A 24445-nucleotide genomic window follows, 5' to 3' on the forward strand; every position below is an offset into this window, starting at 1 on the left:
ATTTAAAATAAGCTAGCACGAGCATTTCATTTTGTCAATATGTCTTTAGGAGTAGCACTTGGCGATCTGCGGCGAAGCCCAAAAGTTGAGAGAAAATTCAAAAAGTTAATTATTAAAGTAATCTAGAAATATAAAATGCGATCGCTCACTTAATTTGTATATTAAGAGCCATGAGAGATTTTAGTCAAGCCCTACAAGATAAAATTGACATAATTACCGAAAACTGGATCGAAGCTGTTCGCGGCGACGAGGAAATCGAAACCGCCAAGCAACTCACCTACTCTTCCGTGCGCGACAGCCTTCCCATCGTACTGCAAGCGATCGTAACTATGCTGTCCCAATCAGAAGACGGCGACATTCGGACAGTCGTAGAAGAAAGTTTAGAACATGGGACTCTCAGGGCAAAACAAGGCTACGATGCCGAAGAAATTGCGCGGGAATACCGCTTGCTGCGGAGGGTAATTTTCGAGGCTTTAGAGCCAGAATTGCTAAAAGGCTCAGCCGCTGAAGTGAACCGAGCTTACCGCTTAATTGACACTGCCCTCGACGAAGCAATTGCTAGATGTTTCAAAACCTATACCCAGGAAAGATTCCAACAACTACAGGAGTTGCAAAACCAATTGCAACTTACAAATCAAGAGCTGACTCGCTTAGTTCGCACCAGTAAAGAGAATCTATCTCACTTAGCTCACGAATTGAAAACTCCCCTCACCTCTATTATTGGTTACTCAGAATTGTTTTTGCGCCAAAGAAACAATTCTCAACTTAAAGATTCGGCTCCCAATATGGCACATATTGATAAAGTCCTCAGCAATGGCAGACGGTTACTTAGATTAATTAACGATACTCTCGAAATCTCGCGGTACGACGCGGGACCTATAAAATTGCAGCTAACTGCGACAAATGTGCGATCGGCGATCGGCACTGTTGTCGAAATACTCGAGCCTTTGGCTAAAGCAAAAAATTTAGAGATCGCAGTTGACTGCGATCCGGTTCTCGATCGAGTTATGACAGATTACTTGCGCTTGCAGCAAATTATCAGCAGCTTGGCGAGCAACGCCATTCGCTACACCCAAGCTGGTAGTATTACCATAAAAACCGAATTATTGTCAGACCAACATTGGAGTCTCGGCATCAGCGATACAGGAATTGGCATTGCTCCTGAAGACTGCGATCGGATTTTTCAACCCTATTTTCGAGCCGACAACTCCCTGAGTTCTGGAATTCCTGACAGTACCGGCTTAGGGCTAGCAATTGTCGCTCGATTAGTCAAGCTCTTGCAAGGTAAAATCGAATTAGTTTCTCAAGTAGGAGTTGGCTCTTCCTTCACTGTAATTTTCCCCTTATAATTGGAGTGATTTTTGATTCAGGACTCACTTCAATCTCTATATTTAGGTCCCAACTAAGCACCTTACTGCTTCTAGATTCCTCTCGCGACCAAACTAATGACTAATAACTAATGACTAATGACCGAAAGCATCCAGGATACAAGCCCCCGGATTCATCCGTCCAGAAATAAAAAACCTGTATCCGATGAAACTTTCCCCCCGAATTGATCTGTGGGGTCAATGCTTCAATCTAAAATCTCAAATCTCAAATCTAAAATCGATTGACTTCTTTAAATCAGAAACCGAAGAGTTACATAAACAGCCGCACTTATTAATTGCACAGCCATCACAGGAAGCCCGTAACGCAGAAAAGTTTGAAAAGAAATCCGGCGTCCGTGCTGTTCAGAAATTCCCGCTGCCACTATATTAGAAGAAGCTCCTACCAAAGTGCCATTTCCTCCTAAAGTGGCTCCATACATCATCGCATAAAACAGCGGCAGCACAGCAGGTGGAAACTGCCCTGCAAAATCCGACGCCAGCACTTCTGCGGGTGCGAGCCCGACATTGACAACATACTGTTTTAGCAGCGGCACCATGGCCACTACCAACGGAATATTTGGCACCACGCTCGACATCAAACCCACAAAAAATAACAAAACTAAAGAACCAAGAAAAATATTTTTACCTAAAATCACTGCTAATATTCCAGATATACTGCCGATTACTCCAGTTTTTTCCAAACCGCCAATCAGCACAAAGATAGACATAAAAAATAGCAGCGTGCTCCAATCTAAATCCCGCAAAATATTATTAACAGAATCTATTTGGGAATGGTGAGCTAAAAGCATTGCCAAAGCAGCCCCCAACAAAGCAACGGCTGCCGGTGAAATAGGCACGGGCAGAGACTCTCCTATTACAAAAAATGTCAGCACGAAAGCTATAATTAAGCCGCCTACTGCTAAAACTCGCGGGTGATTGATTTTTGGGTGGGGCAAATGTTCCAAATCGTCTAAGTTCTTGTGCCAAATTTCGCGGAACAGCCAAGGCAACATAACTACTATCACTCCTACTGCAATTGCCCCGCCCAAACTTAACTTTACCAGGTAATCTGTAAAGCTCATGTTAATAGCATCACCGACAATGAATGTCGCCGGATCGCCCACGATTGTCAGAAGTCCCGAACTGTTAGCTACAAATACCATTAAAATCAGTAACGGCACAAAATCTACACCGACTTCTTCTGCCATTGGCGGAATTAATGGTGCTAGCAGCATGACGGTCGTGGCATTGGGCAAAACTGCACAAATTGGGGTAGTAATTGCGACAATACCCAGCAAGAGATTTTTACCTTTGCCTTTGGCCAAAAGAACCATTTGAGTGGCCAAGTATTCAAATACTTTGGTAGGCTCAAAGGCTCTCACCATTACCATGACTCCGAAAAATAAGCCCAGGGTGGCGTGACTCCGACCGATATATTCGATCGCGTTGTTTAACGTCATCACGTGGGTAAAAACCAGAATCACCGCTCCCAGAAATGCCGCAACTGTGAGGTGTATCCATTCTGTAATTATTAAGAAAACTACACATATAAATGTTGTTGCAGCAATCACAGCTTGCACGTTTTCCATTTAGTCCCCTGAAAATAATAGAACTTAAAAATTAAAAAGTCTCGGTTCGAGTGAATATACTACTTTCTGGCTCTTCTGTCAATAAATTTAAGTGCTGATTTTGGCAGCAACAAGCTGGGAGCGACTCATCAAGAGCTCTCCGGTACACGGAAAAAATCACCTCAAAACTACTTCTTTTGGGAGGGTCGTGATCGGCAGAAGTTTGGTATGGCGATCCGGCGATCGCTCAACTACAATGAAGCATGGGCAATCTCTGCCAAACTCAACCCCCACGCAGACATCATGGACTACAGCCAAGTGCTCGCCGACAAAACCGATATTATCGTCCAAAACTGGATTGAAGCAGTTCGTCAGGATCGGAAAATTGAAACCGCTGACGCCTTACCGCACTCAGCAATCGAGAATCACATACCTCACCTGCTGGCGGCGATGGCCACAGTGCTTTCCCAATATCAACACAGCGAAATAAAAGTAATAATAGAAGCCAGTTTAGATCACGGATTTCTCAGAGCCGAACAAGGCTACGACGCCGCAGAAGTAGCCCGCGAATACCACTTATTGCGTCAAGTAATATTCTCCCAATTAGAAGCAGATTTGCTAGCAGGAACCACCACCGACGTATTCAGAGCTTTTCGGCTGATAGACGCCGTAGTAGACGAAGCAATTGCCCAGTGTTTCAATAGCTACGTTGCTCAGAGGCTGCTGGAACTTCAACAAATTCAAACTCAGTTACAACTCACCAATCAAGAACTCTCTCGCCTTGTCAGCGTCCATCAAGAAAACGTCTACCATTTGGCTCACGAACTCAAAACTCCTCTCAACTCAATTATTGGTTATTCCGAACTATTCCTGCGAAAAGAAAAATGGCAATCAGAAGTCAAAGATACTCTCCCCGGCATCGAACACATCGAGCGAGTATTGCGTAACGGCAGACAGTTGCTCCGCATGATTAATGACACGCTAGAACTTTCTCGCGCCGATGCCGGAAAAATTAAACTTAACCTGCAGCGAACTAATGTACGATCAGTAATTAACAACGTAGTAGAAATGATGCAGCCAATTGCTGATGCTAAAGGACTAAAGCTCGCTGTTACCAGCGACTGCGGCCCAACACAAGTAATCTCCGACTCTGGGCGGCTGCAACAAATTCTGATCAACCTGCTGAGCAATGCCATTCGCTATACAGAAGCTGGTAGCATCGAATTAAGTTGCCACCCTGCTGGAGAAGGAAATTGGGCGATCGCAATTACAGATACCGGCATTGGCATCGCCCCCGAATATACAAACCGCATCTTTGACCCCTTCTTTCAAGCAGGAGAAGCCGGCAAACAGCTCTTTCCTGCCGAAAGCACCGGCTTGGGATTAGCAATAGTATCGCGGCTCGTCACGCTGCTCCAAGGCAAAATCGAGCTAGTATCAGAAATAGGAGTCGGTTCAACTTTTACCGTGATTCTGCCCCTAGAAGTTAAAATACTCCAAGAAGTAAGCTAAACATTAAGTTCAAATTTTTACATCCGAAAATCCTATGCCCGCAGCCAACCTTAGCCCTTCCACCACAGCCTTTCCCCTCACCGCCGTAGTCGGGCAAGAAGCAATCAAATTAGCCCTGCTGTTAGCAGCAGTCGATCCCGGATTGGGAGGAGTGGCGATCGCAGGCCGCCGCGGCACAGCAAAATCAGTAATGGCCCGCGCCTTGCACTCCTTACTGCCACCCATTGAAATTGTTAAAGATTCTTTTTGCAACGCCGAACCTAATGATATTCTTCCAGAACAAGCATCAGGCTTGTTACCAGAAAATGGCGGGCAAGATGCCCACACCACCGATACTAATTCCTTAACTACTGAAATAATTCCCACACCATTCATTCAAATTCCTTTGGGTGTCACCGAAGACAGACTCTTAGGTTCAGTTGATGTCGAACAATCAGTGAAATTCGGCCAAACCGTATTTCAACCCGGACTCTTAGCCCAAGCAAATCGAGGCGTACTATATGTAGACGAAATTAACCTCCTCGATGACAATATTTCCAACCAATTGCTAACAGTATTAACCGAAGGGCGCAACCAAATAGAGCGCGAAGGCATTAGCTTCCAACACCCCTGCAAACCTCTATTTATCGCCACCTACAACCCCGAAGAAGGGCCGCTGAGAGAACATTTGCTCGATCGCATCGCGATCGTACTTTCAGCCGATGCAGCACTCGAAATAGAAGAAAGAGTCTATGCAGTAGAACAAGCTTTATCCTACTCCAGCTCTCCCCAAGAATTTTTAAATCAATACAGCGAAGACACCGACAACCTCAAAACCCAAATCATCCTAGCCAGAGAATGGCTCAAAGATGTCAGCATTAAACGCGAACAAATTGCCTACCTAGTAGAAGAAGCCATCCGGGGTGGCGTTCAAGGACACCGCGCCGAAATATTCGCAGTCCGCGTCGCCAAAGCCGCCGCCGCCATCGAAGGACGCACAGAAGTTAACGCCGAAGACCTGCGCCGCGCCGTAGAATTAGTCATCGTACCCCGCGCCACCATCATCCAAACTCCCCCAGACGAAAACTCTCCTCCTCCTCCCCCTCCACCGCCTCCCCAAAAGCAGTCAGAACAAGAACAAGACGAACCAGAAAACGAGCAAGAAGACGAAGAAGACCAAGAGGATGAAGACAACCCGGAACCTGAAGAAGAACCAGAAAAAGATACCATTCCCGAAGAATTTCTCTTCGACCCCGAAGGCGTAATTCTCGACCCCAGCGTGCTTTTATTCGCCCAACAATCCGCCAACAAACAAGGCAAATCCGGCAGCCGCAGCACCATTTTCTCGGAAGATAGAGGCCGTTACGTCAAGCCAGTCTTACCCAAAGGCCCCGTCCGCCGCATCGCCGTTGACGCCACCCTCAGAGCCGCCGCACCCTACCAAAAAGCCCGCCGCGACAGGAATTCTAACCCCCCCCAATCCCCCCTTAGTAAGGGGGGGCAAGAAGCGAGTCAACCCCCCCTTACTAAGGGGGGGCAAGAGGGGGTTCAGCGCCGTGTATTTGTCGAACAGGGAGACATTCGGGCGAAGCGTTTAGCCAGAAAAGCTGGAGCTCTAGTCGTGTTTGTCGTCGATGCTTCGGGTTCGATGGCCCTCAACCGGATGCAGTCTGCCAAAGGTGCAGTCATGCAGCTACTCACAGAAGCTTATCAAAGCCGCGATCAAGTTGCTCTCATTCCCTTTCGCGGAGAACAAGCAGAAGTGCTGCTACCGCCGACTCGCTCGATAGCCTTGGCCCGCAAGCGTTTGGAACGGTTGCCCTGCGGCGGCGGTTCTCCCCTGGCCCACGGTTTGACTCAAGCAGTGCGGGTGGGAGTCAACGCGCGGCAGTCTGGAGATATCGGTCAAGTTGCGATTGTCGCCATTACTGACGGACGAGGTAATATTCCTTTGGCTCGTTCTTTGGGCGAACCGATTGTAGATGGAGAAAAGCCTGATATTAAGAAAGAATTGTTAGAAATTGCTGCCAAAATTCGTGGGTTGGGAATGCAGTTGCTGGTGATTGATACCGAGAGCAAGTTTATTTCGACTGGCTTTGCGAAGGAATTGGCCAAGACTTCTGGAGGGAAATACTATCACTTGCCGAAAGCTACCGAACAGTCGATCGCAGCTATGACTAAAAATGCTCTGCGCGACGCGATCGGCTAAAATCCTGATAGCCACATTTATCTGCGTTTATTCGCGTTTATCTGCGGTTAAAAATCCAAAAATTAGACTTTTTGCCAAAAAAAGTCTAATTTTTAACTCTCACTCTCCGGCGAGTCACTGCCAGCGAACCCGCAACTAAACCCAGCCCTATCACCGCCGAAGGCTCAGGAATTCTTACGGGCAGAGGTACGCGGTTTTCCGTCCCCCGGTTCGGGGTTGAAGAAATTGTACTTTGGGGGAGTTGACCGGTCTGAGCCAGCAGCAAATTTTCTGAACCCTGCCAGGAAGCAGCGGTAGAAACGGCTTGGACATTAGCTGCAACGGCAGCTTGACCGCCGGAAATAATGGCGGCGACAGCCAATAAAATCCCGGCTGTAGGGGGCAATAATTTTCGCTCAAAAAAGGTGGGCATTGGAAATTACCTATTTAGCAGTTTGTCGATAGAACTCGATCTATTCATTAATTTTCTGGTTATCCTCTGTCTGAGCTACTGTGTGAGCTACCTTAGCAATTAACGGAACCAATTTTAGATTTTAGATTTTATCTCTTATATCTTATATTTTAGATTATTGAAGTTTCTGGTCTCTAGTTTCAACTAACTCGCAAATCAAAAACCTAAAATCAACTGTGATCCCTGCCTCTAGCATATACTCCTTAATCCCCAATCGTAAATCCCCCATCCAAAATTGATTTACATCAGCTATTTGCGATTTAATCGACTTTAAGCTAGCCCTTGGCCGCAGATAGCACCGACCCTTTAAACTCAATTATAGCTTTGCCGCGAGGCGCAACGGTGCGAGACAGCGACACGGCACAGACGTATACGCAGTCCATTATAAACAATCGATCCCTGGTTTGGAGTGATTTCACCCCCGTTCTTTATCAAATCTTTAAACTCTTTCAGGTTTTGCAAACAAAGTGTAAAGCTGTCACAATAATAGATAGCAATTCTCAGCCAAAATTAGGTAAATCCTCGTGAGTAACACTAGCAATTTCCGCGAAGCCGTGCGCGAGGCCAAAAACCACGCGCTGGTAGGCCCCAACGTCATCTCCAACGCTCTCCCCTTCGTGGGCGGCGGACTTGTCTTAACTGCTGTCGGCACCTACGGCGGCCTCGGAGTGATTCGTAACTATCCCGGGATCTTCTTTCCCACCTTCATTGCTGCGATCGTCCTACAATTAATTCTGTTCTTTGTCGCCCGCGGCGCTGCCGAACAAGGTAACAAAAATACCGCTTTGCCTCTCCTGGCAACCTACAGCTTGCTTACAGGCTACACCCTCAGCGGATTGGTTTCTATAGCCCTCAGAAGCGAAGGCGTCGGCATCGCCGGTATTGGTTTTGCTGCACTTGGATGTGGCATTACTTTTATCGCCGCCCGCCAAATTGGCTCCAACCTTTCTGAACAAGACGGCATGGCTCTCACCAAAACTATCAGTTTAGGTGTGATTGCTTTGTTAGTGGTTGTTGGCGGTCAGTTTCTGCTCTCTCTATTTGGCGTCTACACCCCAACCTGGTTGGAAATTGGCATTTCTGGCATCGGCGTGTTTATATTTGCCGGCGCTGCGATCGTCGATTTTTACATATTACCCCGCAGCTACCGCGACGACCAGTATTTGCCCGCCGCTCTGTCGATGTACTTGACTTACATCAACTTGTTCATTTTCATTCTGCGCCTGCTGATTGCTCTCAACGGCCGCGATTAATTGAAACTTTAGCTTAAAAAAAAACCGCGGCCCGATCGACATCAGGCCGCGGTTTTTGATTTTTATTAAGTTTAGGAACTAAGATAGCGATCGTCGCGTCCTCTCTCAACATTCATAAAAAATTAATTGGAGAAAACTCATGTACTTAAAATATGAAGATATTAGGAGAGTCAGCGTAGAAATTACCTCCAGGTGCAATGCAGCTTGCCCGCAGTGTCCCCGCACCGACAACCCGATTTTGCCGGGGGCAGAATTAAAGATGGAGGATATTGAGAGAATTTTCCCCCAAGAGTTTTGCTCTCAGTTGGATTTGGTGTATATGTGCGGCAACTACGGCGATGCTATGACTAGCAATACCACAATTCCCGCGATCGAGTATTTGCACCGCATGGGAGTTCCTCATATCTCCCTGTACACCAACGGTAGCGGACGCAACCCCGACTGGTGGCAAGCCCTGGCAAAGGCGATGACAGGAGAACACGATCGCGTAATTTTTAGTATCGACGGGTTGGCCGATACTAACAGCATCTACCGCCAAAATACCAACTGGGACAGGATAATGCAGTCGGTTAATGCCTTTATCCAAGCTGGCGGAAAAGCTGTATGGCATTACTTGATATTTGAACACAACCAGCACCAAGTAGAAGCAGCACGGGATTTAGCCCAACAACTAGGATTTGTCGAGTTTGTACCGAAAGCTACCTCTCGTTTTGTGGCGAAAGAGATTTATGATAAAGAGTCTGCAAATCAAGAGCCTCAGAAAGCAGAAAACTCTCAGGTAGAGGCTAAGAGCGATCACCCAAACCAACCAGCAACAGCTAATGTAGCAGCCCCTCAGCATCAAGAACAGGCCGCGCTTCAGTTCCACCGACAAGCTGAGGAATGTTTGAAACAAGGGCAACTGTCAGATGCGATCGCACCCAGCCAACAAGCCCTAAAAATTCAACCTAATTTTGCAGCAGCCTGGAAAACTTTAGGCAATGCTGTTCAAGGTTTGGGGAAGATGCAAGCAGCAGCAGACTGTTACGCCAAGGCCCTAAAAATTCAGCCTAATTTTCCAGAAGTTTATGCTAATGTCGGCAGTCTTTATGCTCAACAGCAACAGTGGCAGCCAGCTAGTGCTTATTACCAAAAGGCGATCGAGCTTAAACCCAATTTTGCAGGAGCTTATCGCAATTTAGCTAAAGTTTTGACGCAGTTGGGGCAACCCGAAAAAGCAAATTATGCTTGGTATCAAGCGATAGCTATCGAAACCTCTCAAGCACCAGAACCCACTCCTTCTGTCCCATCAAAGCCAGCCAGCGAAGAACTTCAACCCCCATCGTTGGAACAATATAAAAATCCCCAGGGAGACCAATTTATCCAAGCTGTAGAAACATTTGGTAGCCTAAACAATTACTACCGAAATGTAGAAATTAGCTGTCAAACTCAAGCCACCCAAGAGATTTTCATCAGTTTTGAAGCGGAACTCTGGCCTTGCTGTTGGGTAAGCCATACTAAATACGCTGTTTATAACCACACTTACAGACCGCAAATGCTGGCTTTAATTGAAAAGTACGGAAATGGCTTTAATTCTCTCAGAACTCAATCGGTGAAAGATGCGATCGCCAGAGATTGGTTTCGCGAAGACCTCACCAAAAGTTTTTCCTGTTCTAAAAGGTTGGACGTATGCGCTCACGAATGCGGTAAAACTTTCAATTCAACAGGTTCGCAGTACATTTAGCAATCCTAAATGAACCGTAAATTTTTTACCCCACCCCAACCCTCCCCTTACCAATGGGAGGGAGTAAGAAATTCACAAATGATTTAGGAGTGTTATTTAAGAAGGAAGGCACGACAGGGATTTGGACACGGATACATGGATTAATTGCTGAAATGTCGAAATTTCAGCTAAAATCAATATTACCACCCAAAACCAAGAGGACTAACAGTGGAAGTTCTAGACATCAAACACAATATCGCAACTTTGTCCGATCGACTGGGTACAACCCAGGACTATCTTTGACATCCCCGCACTTACAGCAAAAATTCAAGACTTAGAGCAAATCTGCGCCCAACCAGCATTTTGGGAAGACCAAGATCGAGCTCAAGAAACCCTCCAAGAACTTAATGACTTCAAATCTCATTTAGACCAATACCGCGGCTGGCAAACTAGCTTGGAAGATGCTAAAGCTATTTTAGAACTGCTGGAGTTAGAAGCCGACGAGTCCCTGTTCCAAGAAGCCTCATCGAGTCTTTCTCAGTTAACCCGCGAACTCGACCAGTGGGAACTGCAACAATTACTATCGGGGCCCTACGATGAAGGTGGCGCCGTTTTGACAATTAACGCTGGGGCCGGCGGCACAGATGCTCAAGATTGGGCCGAAATGCTGCTGCGGATGTACACCCGCTGGGGGGAAAGTCAAGGTTACAAAGTACATTTAATGGAAATTTCCGAGGGAGAGGAAGCAGGTGTTAAATCTGCTTCTTTGGAAATTGTCGGCCGCTACGCTTACGGTTATATGCGATCGGAAAAAGGCACTCACCGCTTGGTCAGAATTTCGCCTTTTAACGCTAACGACAAGCGTCAAACCAGTTTTGCAGGCGTCGAAGTGATGCCAATTCTCGATCGATCCGTCAAGTTAGACATTCCAGAAAAAGATTTGGAAATCACGACTTCCCGCGCTGGCGGCAAGGGCGGGCAAAATGTTAACAAGGTAGAAACCGCAGTCCGCATCGTTCACCTTCCTACCGGTTTGGCCGTCCGCTGCACTGAAGAACGCAGTCAGTTGCAAAATAAGGAAAAAGCTTTGGCATTACTCAAGGCTAGGCTGTTGGTGATTGCTAAGGAACAGCGGGCTTCGGAAATTGCCGAGATTCGCGGCGACATGGTGGAGGCAGCTTGGGGCAACCAAATTCGCAATTATGTTTTTCACCCATACCAAATGGTCAAGGATTTGCGGACTGGAGTGGAAACAACTGCGATCGAAGATGTGATGAACGGCGAATTAGAGCCGTTTATTCAAGCTTACCTGCGGCAGGAAAATCAGTTGGTCAGTAGTCAGTAGTCAGTAGTCAGTTGACAGTTGACAGTAGTCAGTAGTCAATGAGGACTTCAGTCCGCAAAAAAGCAGGACTTGCATTCCTCACTACGAACCAATTTTCTGGTATGATTTTTGGGTTTTGGTCGATCGCCCGACCTTCAATAGGTCGCGCGGTCAAAAACCTTGATATGATAAAACTTGATCTAACAAACACTAAGGAGAAATAATGACCCAAGTTGTAATAGGCGAAAATGAAGGGATTGAGTCAGCCCTACGACGGTTTAAGCGACAAGTTTCTAAAGCGGGTATTTTCCCCGACATGAGAAAGCACCGCCACTTTGAAACCCCGTTGGAAAAGCAGAAGCGCAAAGCTATTGCCAGAAGGACTAAGAGACGCTTTCACCGCAACAACAAACCCTAGAATTATTAGCACTAAATTGATTCGGCAGATATAATGCCTTGCGATTCTAGTACCGCAGCGACTCGGAGAATCACCGCTTCGCTGTAGGGAGCACCAATAATTTGTACCCCCAAGGGCAAAGCGCCGGGCCGCTGTACGGACACGCAAAGAACGGGCAAGCCAATAAATGATAGGGGTTGGGTGAACAGTCCGAGATTGGGACGCACTAAGATTTCTTGTCCGGCTATTACCATTTTCTCGACGCCAATTTCAGGGGCAGCTATCGGGGTTGCGGGTGCGAGGATGATGTCTGTGTGTTGGAATATTTCGCGAATTCGATCGCGGTACCACTGTCTGAATCTCTGGGCTTGCAAGTACCAAGTCGCAGGGATCAGGGTTCCCGCTAAAAAGCGATCGCGCGTCGCCGGATCGAAGTCTTGAGGGCGCGATCGTAAATTGTCTAAATGCAAGTTTCCCCCCTCGCAGGCGGTAATGATAAATGCCGCAGCCCTGGCGCGATCGGATTCCGGTATGGTGACAGTTGCAAGCCCCCCTATTTTTGGGGGGTTTGTTGTTTTTTCTGTGGTCTTACCACAATTCAAGACATTTGTCAAGGCTTTAGCAACTATTTCTACAGCCTCCATTGCTTCTGGTTCGGCCCCTGTGGCAAAATAGCCGTCAGCAACAGCAATTCGCAATCCTTCGATACCTTGATTTAACTGCGGCGAACAAAGTTCTGGCGGGCGTTGAGTGCAAACTGGGTCCCGAGAATCCGGGCCTTGCAGGATATCGTACAGCAGCGCCATATCTCTGATCGATCGCCCAAACGGCCCCACACAATCCAAACTACTCGAAAATAAATAAGCGCCAGCCCTCGACAAGCGGCCGTAAGTAGGCTTGAAGCCAAAGACACCGCACAAAGCAGCCGGTACGCGGATGGAACCGTTAGTATCAGAACCGAGAGTAAAGGGTACAAAACCGGCGGCGACTGCTGCTGCGGAACCGCCGCTGGAACCGCCGGCGATGCGCGCAGTATCGCGGGGATTGCGGGTGGGCCCGTAGTGGCTGTTTTCCGTGACGAAACCGTAGGCGTACTCATCCATGTTGAGAGTACCTACGAGGACAGCCCCGGCTTGTTTGAGTCTGGCGACCACCGTTGCGTCCTGGGTAGCCGGAGGATTGTCAGCGTTGATTTTTGACCCTGCTAGAGTAGTAATTCCGGCGATGTCGAACAGGTTTTTGACAGCGAAGGGAACACCTGCTAAAGGGCCTGGGTTTTCGTTATTTGCGATGGAATTATCTATTTTTTCGGCTGCTGCGAGTGCGCTTGATGCAGTGATTGCAGTAAAGCAATTAAAAGCTTTATCCTTAACAGCAATCCGTTCCAAAGCAGCATTTACCGCCACTGTAGCCGTAACCTTACCACATTTAACCGCCGCTGCCGTAGCAACCGCATCAGCCTTATCTAAAAAACATCTGCGTTCATCTGCGTTCATCGGCCCTCATCTGCGGTTTAAAATCTAAGGTTCAAACACCGGCGCGACTTCTACTTCTGGGGGTAAAGGAAACTCAGTAACCAGTCGGGCGATCGCAACTATCCTCTCGAAGTTTACCACAACGCCTGGACGATGTTCCGGGTCTAAGGGTAAGTTTATCAGTTCAGCGGTGCGATCGACATATTCTTCTACATTTACCATCAGTACCTCCCAAAAAAACATCAGCGTACATCCGCGTACATCCGCCCTCATCTGCGGTTAAAAATCTAAGATTCAGATATAAGTGCGATCGATTATTTTAGACTAATCCACGTCTGGTTGTCAGTTATTTTAAAGCAGTTTTTTGTATTCCTCGGATTGTCTGATATCATCTAGAGGCGATTTTTGCTCTGGTGGTTCATCAGGACAAAACTTTATACAGACCTGCGTTTGCCAAGACTGCAAAGTTTGATTAAGTTCTATTTGAAGCTTTCCTTTTTGCCAACCCTTGGAACCAATTTTTAGAATTTGACAATCAATTCCTTCTGGAGGCGATTTCCAGTTTATATCCCCTCCCATAATTTTTGTTTCTTCGTTAATCGACAGATATTGTATCCACTGAATTATCGATTTCTCACGTTGGTTAGTTTCTGCTACATAAGTCTGAAGCATTATCTTGTTAAACTTACTGTAGGCTAGCTCTTTAAATCGGCGAACCGTAAAAGTAGCTTGACCCAATAACAAAACATCATCATCGCCGTCTAGTGTCTCATAGCTTCTATTTATTTCAACTTTTTCGTCCATTTTATTTCACAAGATTCTGCTACTTGATATTTTATACTATTTGGAGGTGTGTGAGTCAAGCTGGTTAACAAAATCAATTGACTATCGCACTTTTCCACTCAAACACTGACAGTTTCCCGCAACTGCTCAACTGCAACATCCAGCGGAGGCAAAGTAAAATCTTCAGCATCCATTAATTCCTTAACCTTCTCAAAAATCTCAACCTCCGCCTCTTCCTGGTCAGTTAGCTTATCATAAAAACAAGGGTCAGTAAACCACTGCTCAAAAGCAAACCTTAAAACCCCATTCGGGTCAAGCATAAACTGCCAATACTTAGAAACTCGGTTATCAACTACTTCAAACAGCGGTGCAGGAGTCTGTATGGGATAATAACTGTAATTATCATCACAAATATAGTACCAAACTATTCCCTGCCACGATCGGATTGCATAAACAACATATTCCTTGCCAACTGTCAACGGCAATTCAACGTTTTTAGTATAACCTCGGGCCGGATCAATATAATTTTCCGGTAGAACTTCCCCAGTATTAGCAATACAGCGAACAATCATAACTTGTCTACCTATAAATTCTTAGGTGCTATTTTAGGATATTGCCGTTTAAATTTTAATTCAACTTGTTGCAAAAATTCCCCGTTTTCAAACCAGTGCACTTGTACGGAAGCTCCATTAATTACAAAAGCCTGAATGCTGGTTATTTTGTACCAGTCTTCTGGATTACCTCCATAGAGGGCAACCAGTCGGGAAACATCCCCTAGTATATCGCCAGGCCCGCCCTGAATTGCTCTACAATTACCAGCTTTAGCATCTTGCAGGAGCAATTGCTCTACTAAATTTCTCGGACTCTCATCGGGAATAGCACCTTGATTCACAATTTAACAGATTAAAAAATTGTTTGTCAAACCGAATAAAAACTCATTTTAGCAGGTGCAGTTTCCGCCAGCAACTTTCCCCGCGAAATCACATACCGAACCGCAGCGCGCCTCCTAATTGCATCATAACAATCCTCAGCATCCAACACAATCAAATTTGCAGGTTTACCCGCCTCAATCCCATAATTCTCATCTCCCAGATTGAGAGTTTTAGCACCGTTGACAGTCACCATATTAAAACAAGCTGCAATCTCAGGCATTCCCGTCATCTGACAAACATGAACCGCCATATGAGCGACATCCAACATATTTCCCGTACCTAAACTATACCAAGGATCTTGCACGCAGTCGTGGCCCAAACTCACATTCAATCCCTGCTGCCACAATTCCTTAACTCGCGTCACCCCACGGCGTTTGGGATAAGTATCAGCGCGGCCTTGCAGGGTGATATTAATTAAAGGATTGGCAATAAAATTAATTCCCGATTTTGCCAAACTTCCCATCAGCTTAAAAGCATAAGCATTGTTATAAGAACCAAAAGCCGTCGTGTGGCTAGCCGTCACCCGCGAACCAGCCCCGCTTCTAATCGCACAAGCTGCTACAACTTCCAAAAATCTCGACTGTTCATCATCGATTTCATCGCAGTGAACATCTATTAATCTATTGTATTTTTCCGCAAGTTCAAAAATTCGCTCAACCGACTTCACCCCATCTTCCCGCGTCAACTCATAATGCGGAATCCCGCCCACAGCATCCGCACCCATATCCAGAGATTTCTCTAAAAGTTTGTCATTTTCTGGACTTCCATAAATCACGTCTTGGGGAAAAGCCACAACTTGCAGAGTCATCCAATCTTTGACTTGTTCGCGAACTTCCAAAAGTCCTTGCAAAGCAGTCAGCGTCGGTTCGCTAACATCAGCGTGACTCCTGACAAATAAAATCCCTTGAGACGCTTGCAGCCTTAAAGTTTCAACAGCCCGTTTCTTGACATCATCCAGAGTTAAACTTTGCTTTCGTTCCCCCCACATTTGAATTCCCTCGAACAAAGTGCCGCTTTGATTCCATCGCGGTTCCCCCGCAGTCAAAGCAGAATCGAGATGAATGTGCGACTCAACAAACGGGGGAGTGACTAATTTGCCTCCAACATCAATTTCGGATTCTCCCAATTCGGAAATCTGCGTCGATACGGCGGCTATTTTGTCCCCCTCAATAGCGATATCCACTGTTTGACTGTCGATCGCACCTAACAAACGACATTGGCGCAGAACAATGCTATACTTTTGCTCAGGCATGACAATTGCAGCTAAATTTAACACTTGTAAACGCGATCGTTCTTAGTTGCTACTCAGCCTAGTAAGACCAAAAGAATTCCCCAATCACTTGCGGACCCCCTCCTTCTCCTCCTCTGCGTCCTCTGCGCCCTCTGCGGTTAAAAAATCTTACTCAAAAAACCAACCTATAACGAAAATCACCGCGCAGAAAGCGCAACTACAAATCGCCAACCTCAGACAATCTCAAACTCCAGATTGTGATTTTTCACCAAATCAAAGGTAAAATGGTCAACCACATTAGTATTGCTCAATTCCAGATTGTAAAAATCAACAAAATCCGCATCAAAATACGGCCCAGCGTGCCAAGTACCCACATCTAACTTAATAAAACAATTGCCCGGAATCCGAAAAGCAGCCATATCCTCTAAACTCGGTTTATAGCTATCCCCAGGAGGCGCAACCGCCATCAACCAATCCTTCCCCTCCAAAGAACCCAAACACTGAGTACATTGAACGTGCCGCGTAATTTTGCCAAACTTGCGACCTTTCTCGTGCAGCCGCATAATGTAAAATCTAGGAATACCATTTTGCAAACTTAACTGAGCATCCTCAGCATCGAAAGACTTGCCATCAATTGCCGCAAAGATAACTTGACCGTAACTCCGAAAATTATCCGGTGTCACCCATTGTGCGGATAACTGCTTAGTCGAAATTGATTCGCTCATAAATCCCAACATCCCTAGCTTGATCCGTCATGAACATTCTAATACAGTAAATCCTCTCTCTTCTCTTCTCTTCTCTTCTCTGTGCTCTCTGTGTCCTCTGCGGTTAATTAAATAAAAAAATCTAGTTCGCTTTCTCGATCGCCCAAAACACCCTTACAATCAAAATCAGCACACTGCTGCAAAAAACGAGCCGGAATATCAGGACGAGCACCCCAGTGCAAATGCAAATAAGAAGCGTGTACCTGACAAACTCCCCAACCTTCAGCAACCGCCTCAACTTCCCCTCGCTTCCCATACCTCCAACTGTGATAAACTGGATTACTCGGTTCCACAGTTAAATGCGATCGATGAAACTCATGTCCCCAAACCTCATCAAGAGCAGTTAACACCGAACTATCCCTCACCGCCACAGCTTCTCGGTATCCCAGCGTCAAACGCTTTCCCATCGCAGCAGCAGTTTCCAACACACCCACCCCTGGCCAAGAATTGCCATCGAAGTCTACAATAGAATCGCACAAATACATCAAACCGCCGCACTCCGCATAAGTCGGCATTCCCGAAAAAATCGCACTTTTTACTGCATCCCGAATTAAAACATTACTGCTCAATTTTTGAGCAAACACCTCGGGAAAACCACCACCAAAATATAACCCTTGCACATTGTCAGGAAAAACCGAGTCATCAAGCGGGCTCCAAAATACTAACTGGGCACCCAACTCTTCCAACAAATCAAGATTGTCCTGATAGTAAAAATTAAAAGCCCGATCGCGCGCAACTGCAATCCTCACTCCAAATTGTTTTCCCAAACTGTTGACAACATCATCTTTTTTAGTTACAATTTCAGAAGGCAAATTGTGTCTACCCACAAGTTGCTCAGACCCCTCACCCCCCCCATTTCGAGTTGCAGCCAACAAAGGCAAAAGTTGCTCCCAGTCAAAACTAACAGCAGCCAAATCAGCTAATTTATCGATCGCAGCATGAAGATTCGGCAACTCCTCAGCAGGAATCAGCCCCAAATGTCGATCGGGAATAGTAACAGCCTCATCCCTACGCAAAACGCCCAAAATTGGTAAATTGAGCGGTTGGAGAGCATTTTGAAGCAGTTCCAAATGTCGATCGCTCGCCACCCGATTCAGCACCAAACCAGCGAATTTAAGGTCAGGGTTAAAAGAACGAAAACCGTGGGCGATCGCAGCCACAGAACCAGAGAGCCTGCTGCAATCTATCACAAACAATACTGGCAAATTCAGCAAATAAGCAACATGAGCCGTAGAAGCAAAGGAAAAATCATAATTGCCTTCTTCTTTTCGATAATTAATCCCTGTATCCGTGTCAAAATCCGTGTCGTGCCTTCGTGATTCCTGATTTTTTCGACTCACTCCATCAAATAGTCCCATCACCCCTTCAACTAAGGCATAATCGACATCTGGAATATGACGAGAAAAACACTTTTTTACATAAGATTCAGAAGTTAATACCGGGTCTAAATTGCGACAGGGGCGACCAGTAACAAAAGCGTGAAACATCGGGTCAATGTAATCGGGCCCCACCTTAAAAGATTGAACATTCAAGCCGCGACGGATTAAATAAGCTAAAAGGGCGATCGTTACAGTAGTCTTTCCCGCACCACTACGTTCACCAGCAATTACTAAACTCATAGTTATAGTTAGTTAAAATCAATAATAGATAAAATTGCCAAAGTTCTTTCCAATCATGAAATTATCTGCGTTTATCTGTGTTAATCTGCCTTGCATCTGCGGTTTCTGTATCAATCAAAGATTTATGCAATCTTTCCTCATAAAAGAGACAGTTGATAAAGTTATGAGTATTGCTCTCCAACCGCTCAAATAATAACTATTGAACGAACCGCGAAGACGCAAAGAGCGCGCAGGAAGAAAAGAGAAGAATAAAAGTAGGGCAGACATTGCCTGCCCCACTGAATATTAACTCAATCCGTCTTCCTTCTTCCTTCTTCCTTATTTTTACCGCTTAGCCAACTTCAGCATTTGAGCTGTAACGGCCAAACTTTCCTCGTAAAGCACATCTCGACCCCAACTCTGCAAGTGCTGACCCAGCAAGTGTTCCGTCACCTGATCGAACAGAGGACTCACCTGGTTAAACCGATCGGTTTGAGCGCCGCCCTTCGTTTCCATCCGCATACAGCCGCCCACTTCCGAACACAGAACCGTACCGCAGTCCGCCTTCTCGTTCGTAGAATTCAAACGCACAGCAATCAAATCGCCCGCGACATCGCCCGTATCAGCAGTAGGAATAGCAGCCAACTCAGCTTCGACAACCCGTTCGTCCGGCCCGGCGAATTTAATTCGCTTGATTTGGTAATCGCCCTCTTCCTGTTTGAAAGCAACCGGACGCCACTGAAGCCGACTCGCCAGCCAACCCAAATACATCAGCGCTTGCGTAGAATTGTCCTGTTCGTAATCGATCGTCACCCGATCGATTTCCCGAATCGCAGCGCGACGTTCCGGGGCGTCAAAAGCCTCAGCAGCCAACTCTTGCCACGCGGCCAACCGTCGCCAATTCAGATCCGCGATCGGAATTCCTTCCTCGATCAGACTTTGCATCAACAGCAATTCAGCTTCACACTCAGCAAAGCTGCTAGAGTCAACAATCACAGAACTGCTAACTGCCGCCAGCCGCTGGAACAAACCTCGATCGGCATCAGGGTTCGCCTTCCACCACAGCAGCGTCGGCAAATCAGCGATAGTCAACGCCGTCACGATGCCGCTCACCCGTTCCAAAGCAGCTTCCGTACCCCGCAGCGTAATATACTCGCAGCAGATTAGATTGCCGCTGGTGCGCTTGTGAACCGGACAATAAGCAGCCACTTGAGCCTGCACGCCTGTATCTTCCCCCGCCGTCGGGCACAAAGCAATAATCCGGCAGGGATTGGCAGCCACAATCGCGTCAGCTACGCCCGAACCCCCGGAACCTAAACCACTCGATCCCATCTCCTCACCACTGGAATTTTTGCGAGCCACTTCTTCCCGCAAAGTCGCTAGCAATTCATCGTTAGCTTTGCCAGTTCTCGGTAGCCCGTAAGCTTTTTGAGCCGCCCTGATGCTAGATGCCGTCATCGGCCCGGTAATACCGTCCACCGGCCCGTCGTAAAACCCCAGATCCGCTAATAAACGCTGAGTTTCTTCTGGTTCGTAGACTACAAAAGTAAAAGTTGTTGCCCTACTAGCGATCGGAAAATCGCCCTTCGACCCCGATTCTCTGTAACTTTCCCAAATTTGACTTAATTCGGCCTCTATTTGGTCGATCGACACATCTTTAGGACTTTGTAGCGAAACCAGAGGCGGAGCTTTCATCGGTGTCATCGTCATCGGTTTTTTCTCCTTTGTTATTAGTCAGCAGTCATTAGTCATTAGTCATTAGTCATTAGTCATTAGTCATTAGTCATTGGTTCTTAGTCATTAAGTTATTAGTCATTGGTTCTTAGTTAGCAGTTCTTAGCTAATCACTAATACTAATGCTGACCAATAACTAATGACTAATGACTGCTGACTAATCACTTTTAAAGTCTGCGCCACTTGCGACCATCTCTGTTAATTAGCAGTTCTGCTTCCGCAGGTTCCCAAGTACCCGCTTCGTATTTAGGAACCAAATCTTGGTCGTTGGACGATTCCCACTCCATCAGCGCCGGCGTTACCACCCGCCAAGCTTCTTCCACTTCATCAGAACGGGTAAACAAAGTTTGGTCGCCCAGCATACAATCAATTAACAGGCGATCGTAAGCATCCGAAGATGTCACCCCAAAGGAAGAACCGTAACTGAAATCCATATCCACCGTCCGCGTCCGCAAATCCGGCCCCGGCATTTTCGCCTCAAACCTCAGCGAAATCCCCTCGTTCGGATGCACGCGCATAGTCAAAACGTTAGGAGTAGTTTGTTGGGCTGCGGACTGAAAGATTAGCAGCGGAACTTCGCGGAACTGGATTGCAATTTCGCTAACTTTTTTCGGCAACCGTTTGCCGGTTCGCAGGTAAAAAGGCACTCCCTGCCAGCGCCAGTTGTCAATCATAAACTTCATCGCCACAAAAGTCGGCGTTGTCGAGTTGGGAGCAACCCCCGGTTCTTCGTGATACCCCGGCACGGGTTTGCCCTTCATCCAACCTGCGGAATACTGACCCCGAATCGCTGAGAAGTCCAAGTTATTCAAATCTGCCAAGCGAGTTGCTTGCAGAACTTTCATCTTTTCGGTGCGGATGCTGTCAGCGTCGAGCGAGTTCGGCGGTTCCATCGCCGTCAGACAGAAAATCTGCATCAAGTGGTTTTGCAGCATATCCCGCAACGCCCCAGAGGATTCGTAGTAACCAGCCCGGTCTTCTACGCCTACTGTTTCTGCAACTGTAATTTGTACGTGATCGACAAATTGGCGATTCCACAGCGGTTCAAAAATCGCGTTAGCAAACCGGAATACCATTAAATTCTGAACAGTTTCTTTACCCAAATAGTGGTCGATCCGGTAAACTTGCTGTTCTTGGCAAACCTGCTGCACGACTCGGTTGAGAGCTTTTGCCGAACTCAAGTCGCGGCCGAAGGGTTTTTCAATTACCAAGCGGTGTTTTGCTGGATCAGCCAGCATTTGAGCAGCGCCCAGTTGCCTAATTGCTTCTGGGAAAAAGTTCGGGGAAACTGAGAGATAAAATATGTGATTGCCACGAGTTCTCCTTTCTTCGTCGAGTTCCGCTAAGAAAGCTTTGAGTTTTTGATAGCTTTCCGGGTTGTCAATGTCGCCCGGACAGTAGTACAAACCTTGAGCGAAATCTTGCCAAAATTCTTCATTGCCAATGCCGCCGCCAAATTCTTCAATGCCTTCGCGCATTTGCTCGCGGAAGTAATCGTGACTCCAAGGGCGGCGGGCTACTCCCACCACGGTAGTTTCCGGTGGCAAGCGTCGATCGCGCTTCATCTGATAAATTGCAGGTACCAGTTTGCGCTGGGTGAGATCCCCAGAAGCTCCGAAGATTACCAGAATTTGTGGTTCCGGCACCCGTTCTTTTCGCAAACCGACGCGCAGTGGATTTTCAAGTAGCGTTACCATTTATTTTCCTTTTTCTAGTGCTGTTAACCGTGCCAAGACACCATGATAGTTTGCGGTCATTTCTGCTAGTTGCTGGGTGAGAGAGTTAATTTGCCCTTCATACTCTGCTTTGACTTCCGCTCTGATTTCCTCCCGGATTTTTACCCTCTCAGCAGCCAGTCGCACTTCCCAATCTCGATCCCGCTGTCGCAGTTCAGCTTTCAACTGCCTGTTTTCGGCTCGCAGTTGCTCCAACTCCAACGCCACAGCAGCACTACGGCGATCCCTTTCTCTGTTTTGCTCGCGGATTTGCTCTCTAAGGCGCTGATTGTCCGATCGCAATTTCTCTAATTCTGAAGCATCATCCTTGCCAGTTCGCCCGCTTCCTAGTGATGGAAATCGCTTTTCAACCAAGCGCTGAACTGCTGCACCAGTGGGCATACCATTGGGCGATGACTCCAGAGCCTCTTGCCAGATTTCGAGTTGCAGTTTTGGCGATAATCCTGTTAGAGGACGTACTTGATTTTCTTTTGTAGGAATTTTGACACCAATTGGTGTCAAATTTTCGATGACCTGCGCTGCTGCAATAAATCTATGAGCCGTCTGCCTTGCTATGGCCCATTTGTCGCGACAATAAGTCTCAAAACTTTTATGAGTTTCGCGGTACAGTTTCTGTTCCCGAATCTCATCTAGGGCTTTCCCAACTTCGTAAAATGTCTGGAGTCCATGTTCCACGATGGATTCCAGTTCTTGAAGCCTTGCCCGTTCAGTGACATCTAGTTGGGCCGTGACATACTCGCTTTTTAGTAGGGTATTGGTAGTCTGCATAGCATTTCCTCATTGGTAGGAGATAGAGGATTGGAGTTAAAGCTTCTGGCAGGAGTCCTCCGAGAGAAGGAACTAGATTTTCCTCTGTAGGACTTTTGTCACCAATTGGTGTCATTTTTTCCAGATTCGGGATCGAAAACTCAGTATTCCAGAGTCCCAATCCCGGGAGATTTTCCTTTGTAGGATTTTTGTCACCAATTGGTGTCATTTTTTCCAGATTCGGGATCGAAAACTCAGTATTCCAGAGTCCAAACAATTATCTATTCCGACTCCTAAATGCTTCTGCCTTCAAGGATACAGATATCTGCCTAAGCGACGGGCGACAACTTCTGCACTTTCTCTTGCAAGGAATCCATCAGGGATTGGAACGGATTCACGAATTTCTCAATCCCGTCGATGAGCAAGTCTGCCATCACTTTGTCCAAGTTGATGTCGATGTCGGGATCTTTGAGACTTTCGATCAGCGTGTAAGCTTCTGCAACGTTGTTCTCAATCCGGGGTGCGACATCGCAGTGGTCGAAACAAGCTTCCACGGTGTTCGGTGGCAAAGTGTTAACGGTGTCCGGGCCGATTAGTTCATCGACGTACATGACATCGCTGTAGTTGGGGTTTTTGGTGCTGGTGGAAGCCCACAGCAAGCGCTGTACTTTCGCTCCTTTGGCTGCTAAAGCTTGCCAGCGATCGCTCGCTACGATCTCTTTATACTTCTGGTAAGCTATCTTCGCATTGGCGATCGCCACTTTCCCTTTCACCGCTTCCAGTCTAGCTTTTGTGGAAATATCTGTGACATTTTTGAGTTTCTCATCAATCTTGCCATCGACATTGATGTCGATCCGGCTCAAGAAGAAACTGGCAACAGAAGCAATATTGCTCACATCCAAACCTTTAGCCACCCGCGCTTCCAAACCGCGAATGTAAGCCCAGAAGGTTTCGACGTAGCTGTCAACCGAGAACAGCAAAGTCACGTTAACGTTAATGCCTTCGCTGATGACTCGCTCAACTGCGGGCAAACCTTCAGCGGTTCCCGGAATCTTAATCATCACGTTTTCTTTGCCGAGGGCTTGGTAATAGCGCATGGCTTCGCTAATCGTGCTTTCTGTATCGTTGGCGATCGTCGGTGGCACTTCAATGCTTATGTAGCCGTCCAAACCCTTCGACTCTGCGTAAACTGGGGCGAAGATGTCGCAAGCGTTGCGGATATCTTCAAATACCAGAGATTCGTAAATCTCCATTACAGATTTACCTGCCCGGATGCCCGCTTCGATATCCGCGTCGTAAATCACATTACCCGCGATCGCTTTCTCAAAAATAGCCGGATTAGATGTAATCCCTCGCAGTCCCCTACTTTCAATCATCTGTTTGAGTTCGCCGGACTCGATCAGATCGCGAGTCAAATTGTCCATCCAGATACTTTGGCCAATTTCTTTGATTTCTAACAGGTGATTCGTTGACGTTGCTGTCATTACTGTAACTCCTACAATTTGATAGCTGTTAATTGGGACTTGGAAATTGGGAATTGAAAAGTCAAAATTGGCAATGGGGAATTGGTAATTGGGAGTCGAAAGTTATAAGTTAAAACCCTCTTCCTTCTTCCCTCTTCCTTCCTTCCTTCCTTCTTTCTTCTTTCTTCTTCCTTGTTCCTTCTTCCTTACATCCGTTACA

At 46.7% G+C, this 24445-nt stretch carries 22 protein-coding genes; 7 read left to right on the forward strand and 15 right to left on the reverse strand.

The features are described from left to right. Positions 1–170 precede the first annotated feature (170 nt). Positions 171–1349, forward strand: coding sequence for a sensor histidine kinase (locus QUA10_RS19320; protein WP_333084079.1), 1179 nt, complete (start codon positions 171–173; stop codon positions 1347–1349). Positions 1350–1618: 269 nt separating this feature from the next. Here the strand turns inward: QUA10_RS19320 and QUA10_RS19325 are convergent, their stop codons facing one another. Continuing rightward, positions 1619–2956, reverse strand: a complete 1338-nt coding sequence (locus tag QUA10_RS19325; RefSeq protein WP_333084078.1) for an ArsB/NhaD family transporter — start codon at positions 2954–2956, stop codon at positions 1619–1621. A gap of 207 nt (positions 2957–3163) precedes the next feature. On the opposite strand from QUA10_RS19325, the gene QUA10_RS19330 reads away from it, so the two are divergent. Together QUA10_RS19330 and QUA10_RS19335 are read left to right on the forward strand one after the other, a co-directional pair. Then, entirely contained in the window at positions 3164–4447 is a 1284-nt protein-coding gene (locus QUA10_RS19330; protein WP_333084076.1) for a HAMP domain-containing sensor histidine kinase, read from the forward strand. A 34-nt stretch (positions 4448–4481) separates the two neighbouring features. Next, entirely contained in the window at positions 4482–6635 is a 2154-nt protein-coding gene (locus QUA10_RS19335; RefSeq protein ID WP_333084075.1) for a VWA domain-containing protein, read from the forward strand. An 85-nt stretch (positions 6636–6720) separates the two neighbouring features. Here QUA10_RS19335 and QUA10_RS19340 read toward each other — a convergent pair whose 3' ends face one another. Next, complete coding sequence (locus tag QUA10_RS19340) at positions 6721–7047, reverse strand: PEP-CTERM sorting domain-containing protein (RefSeq protein ID WP_333084074.1); 327 nt, start codon at positions 7045–7047, stop codon at positions 6721–6723. A gap of 563 nt (positions 7048–7610) precedes the next feature. Here QUA10_RS19340 and QUA10_RS19345 point away from each other — a divergent pair. The 3 genes from QUA10_RS19345 (at position 7611) to prfB (ending at position 11386) form a co-directional block, all read left to right on the forward strand. Beyond that, positions 7611–8339, forward strand: coding sequence for a Bax inhibitor-1 family protein (locus QUA10_RS19345; RefSeq protein WP_333084072.1), 729 nt, complete (start codon positions 7611–7613; stop codon positions 8337–8339). Between the two features lie 139 nt (positions 8340–8478). Then, on the forward strand, positions 8479–10062 hold the full coding sequence (locus QUA10_RS19350; protein WP_333084071.1) for a tetratricopeptide repeat protein: 1584 nt from the start codon (positions 8479–8481) through the stop codon (positions 10060–10062). 207 nt (positions 10063–10269) lie between these two features. Next, positions 10270–11386 (forward strand): peptide chain release factor 2 gene (gene prfB, locus QUA10_RS19355; RefSeq protein WP_333084069.1). Its coding sequence is split into 2 segments (ribosomal slippage): positions 10270–10341 and positions 10343–11386, totalling 1116 coding nucleotides; the frame shifts between segments, so codons are not numbered across the junction. 28 nt (positions 11387–11414) lie between these two features. Here prfB and QUA10_RS19360 read toward each other — a convergent pair. Continuing rightward, positions 11415–11540, reverse strand: coding sequence for a hypothetical protein (locus QUA10_RS19360; protein WP_333086345.1), 126 nt, complete (start codon positions 11538–11540; stop codon positions 11415–11417). 48 nt (positions 11541–11588) lie between these two features. On the opposite strand from QUA10_RS19360, the gene rpsU reads away from it, so the two are divergent. Then, entirely contained in the window at positions 11589–11783 is a 195-nt protein-coding gene (gene rpsU / locus QUA10_RS19365; protein ID WP_006632476.1) for a 30S ribosomal protein S21, read from the forward strand. 11 nt (positions 11784–11794) lie between these two features. On the opposite strand, the gene QUA10_RS19370 is transcribed toward rpsU, so the two are convergent. The 12 genes from QUA10_RS19370 to tal form a co-directional block, all read right to left on the reverse strand. Further along, the gene (locus tag QUA10_RS19370) at positions 11795–13258 is read right to left on the reverse strand and encodes an AtzE family amidohydrolase (protein WP_333084068.1); all 1464 of its coding nucleotides are present in this window, start codon (positions 13256–13258) and stop codon (positions 11795–11797) included. 24 nt (positions 13259–13282) lie between these two features. After that, positions 13283–13459 carry a DUF4089 domain-containing protein gene (locus QUA10_RS19375; RefSeq protein WP_333038298.1) on the reverse strand — a complete coding sequence of 59 codons (177 nt, stop codon included), beginning with the start codon at positions 13457–13459 and terminating at the stop codon, positions 13283–13285. Positions 13460–13588: 129 nt separating this feature from the next. Continuing rightward, on the reverse strand, positions 13589–14041 hold the full coding sequence (locus tag QUA10_RS19380; RefSeq protein ID WP_333084067.1) for a KGK domain-containing protein: 453 nt from the start codon (positions 14039–14041) through the stop codon (positions 13589–13591). A gap of 98 nt (positions 14042–14139) precedes the next feature. Continuing rightward, positions 14140–14592: a hypothetical protein gene (locus QUA10_RS19385; protein WP_333084066.1), complete on the reverse strand. Its 453-nt coding sequence runs from the start codon at positions 14590–14592 to the stop codon at positions 14140–14142. A gap of 11 nt (positions 14593–14603) precedes the next feature. After that, positions 14604–14912: a hypothetical protein gene (locus QUA10_RS19390; RefSeq protein WP_333084065.1), complete on the reverse strand. Its 309-nt coding sequence runs from the start codon at positions 14910–14912 to the stop codon at positions 14604–14606. Between the two features lie 26 nt (positions 14913–14938). Next, positions 14939–16204 carry a cytosine deaminase gene (gene codA, locus QUA10_RS19395; protein WP_333084064.1) on the reverse strand — a complete coding sequence of 422 codons (1266 nt, stop codon included), beginning with the start codon at positions 16202–16204 and terminating at the stop codon, positions 14939–14941. Between the two features lie 212 nt (positions 16205–16416). Beyond that, the gene (locus QUA10_RS19400) at positions 16417–16908 is read right to left on the reverse strand and encodes an ureidoglycolate lyase (RefSeq protein ID WP_333084063.1); all 492 of its coding nucleotides are present in this window, start codon (positions 16906–16908) and stop codon (positions 16417–16419) included. A 107-nt stretch (positions 16909–17015) separates the two neighbouring features. Further along, the gene (locus QUA10_RS19405) at positions 17016–18566 is read right to left on the reverse strand and encodes a cobyrinate a,c-diamide synthase (protein ID WP_333084062.1); all 1551 of its coding nucleotides are present in this window, start codon (positions 18564–18566) and stop codon (positions 17016–17018) included. A gap of 324 nt (positions 18567–18890) precedes the next feature. Next, on the reverse strand, positions 18891–20255 hold the full coding sequence (gene opcA, locus QUA10_RS19410) for a glucose-6-phosphate dehydrogenase assembly protein OpcA (RefSeq protein ID WP_333084061.1): 1365 nt from the start codon (positions 20253–20255) through the stop codon (positions 18891–18893). 191 nt (positions 20256–20446) lie between these two features. Next, positions 20447–21976, reverse strand: coding sequence for a glucose-6-phosphate dehydrogenase (zwf, locus tag QUA10_RS19415; RefSeq protein WP_333084060.1), 1530 nt, complete (start codon positions 21974–21976; stop codon positions 20447–20449). Then, positions 21977–22783 (reverse strand): hypothetical protein, encoded by an 807-nt coding sequence (locus QUA10_RS19420; RefSeq protein WP_333084059.1) that lies wholly within the window; start codon positions 22781–22783, stop codon positions 21977–21979. It abuts the gene before it with no gap. Between the two features lie 308 nt (positions 22784–23091). Beyond that, positions 23092–24246 (reverse strand): transaldolase, encoded by a 1155-nt coding sequence (gene tal, locus QUA10_RS19425; protein ID WP_333084057.1) that lies wholly within the window; start codon positions 24244–24246, stop codon positions 23092–23094. Positions 24247–24445: the final 199 nt, after the last annotated feature.

The organism is Microcoleus sp. Pol8_D6 (assembly GCF_036700965.1).
In the GTDB taxonomy this organism is placed as follows: domain Bacteria; phylum Cyanobacteriota; class Cyanobacteriia; order Cyanobacteriales; family Microcoleaceae; genus Microcoleus.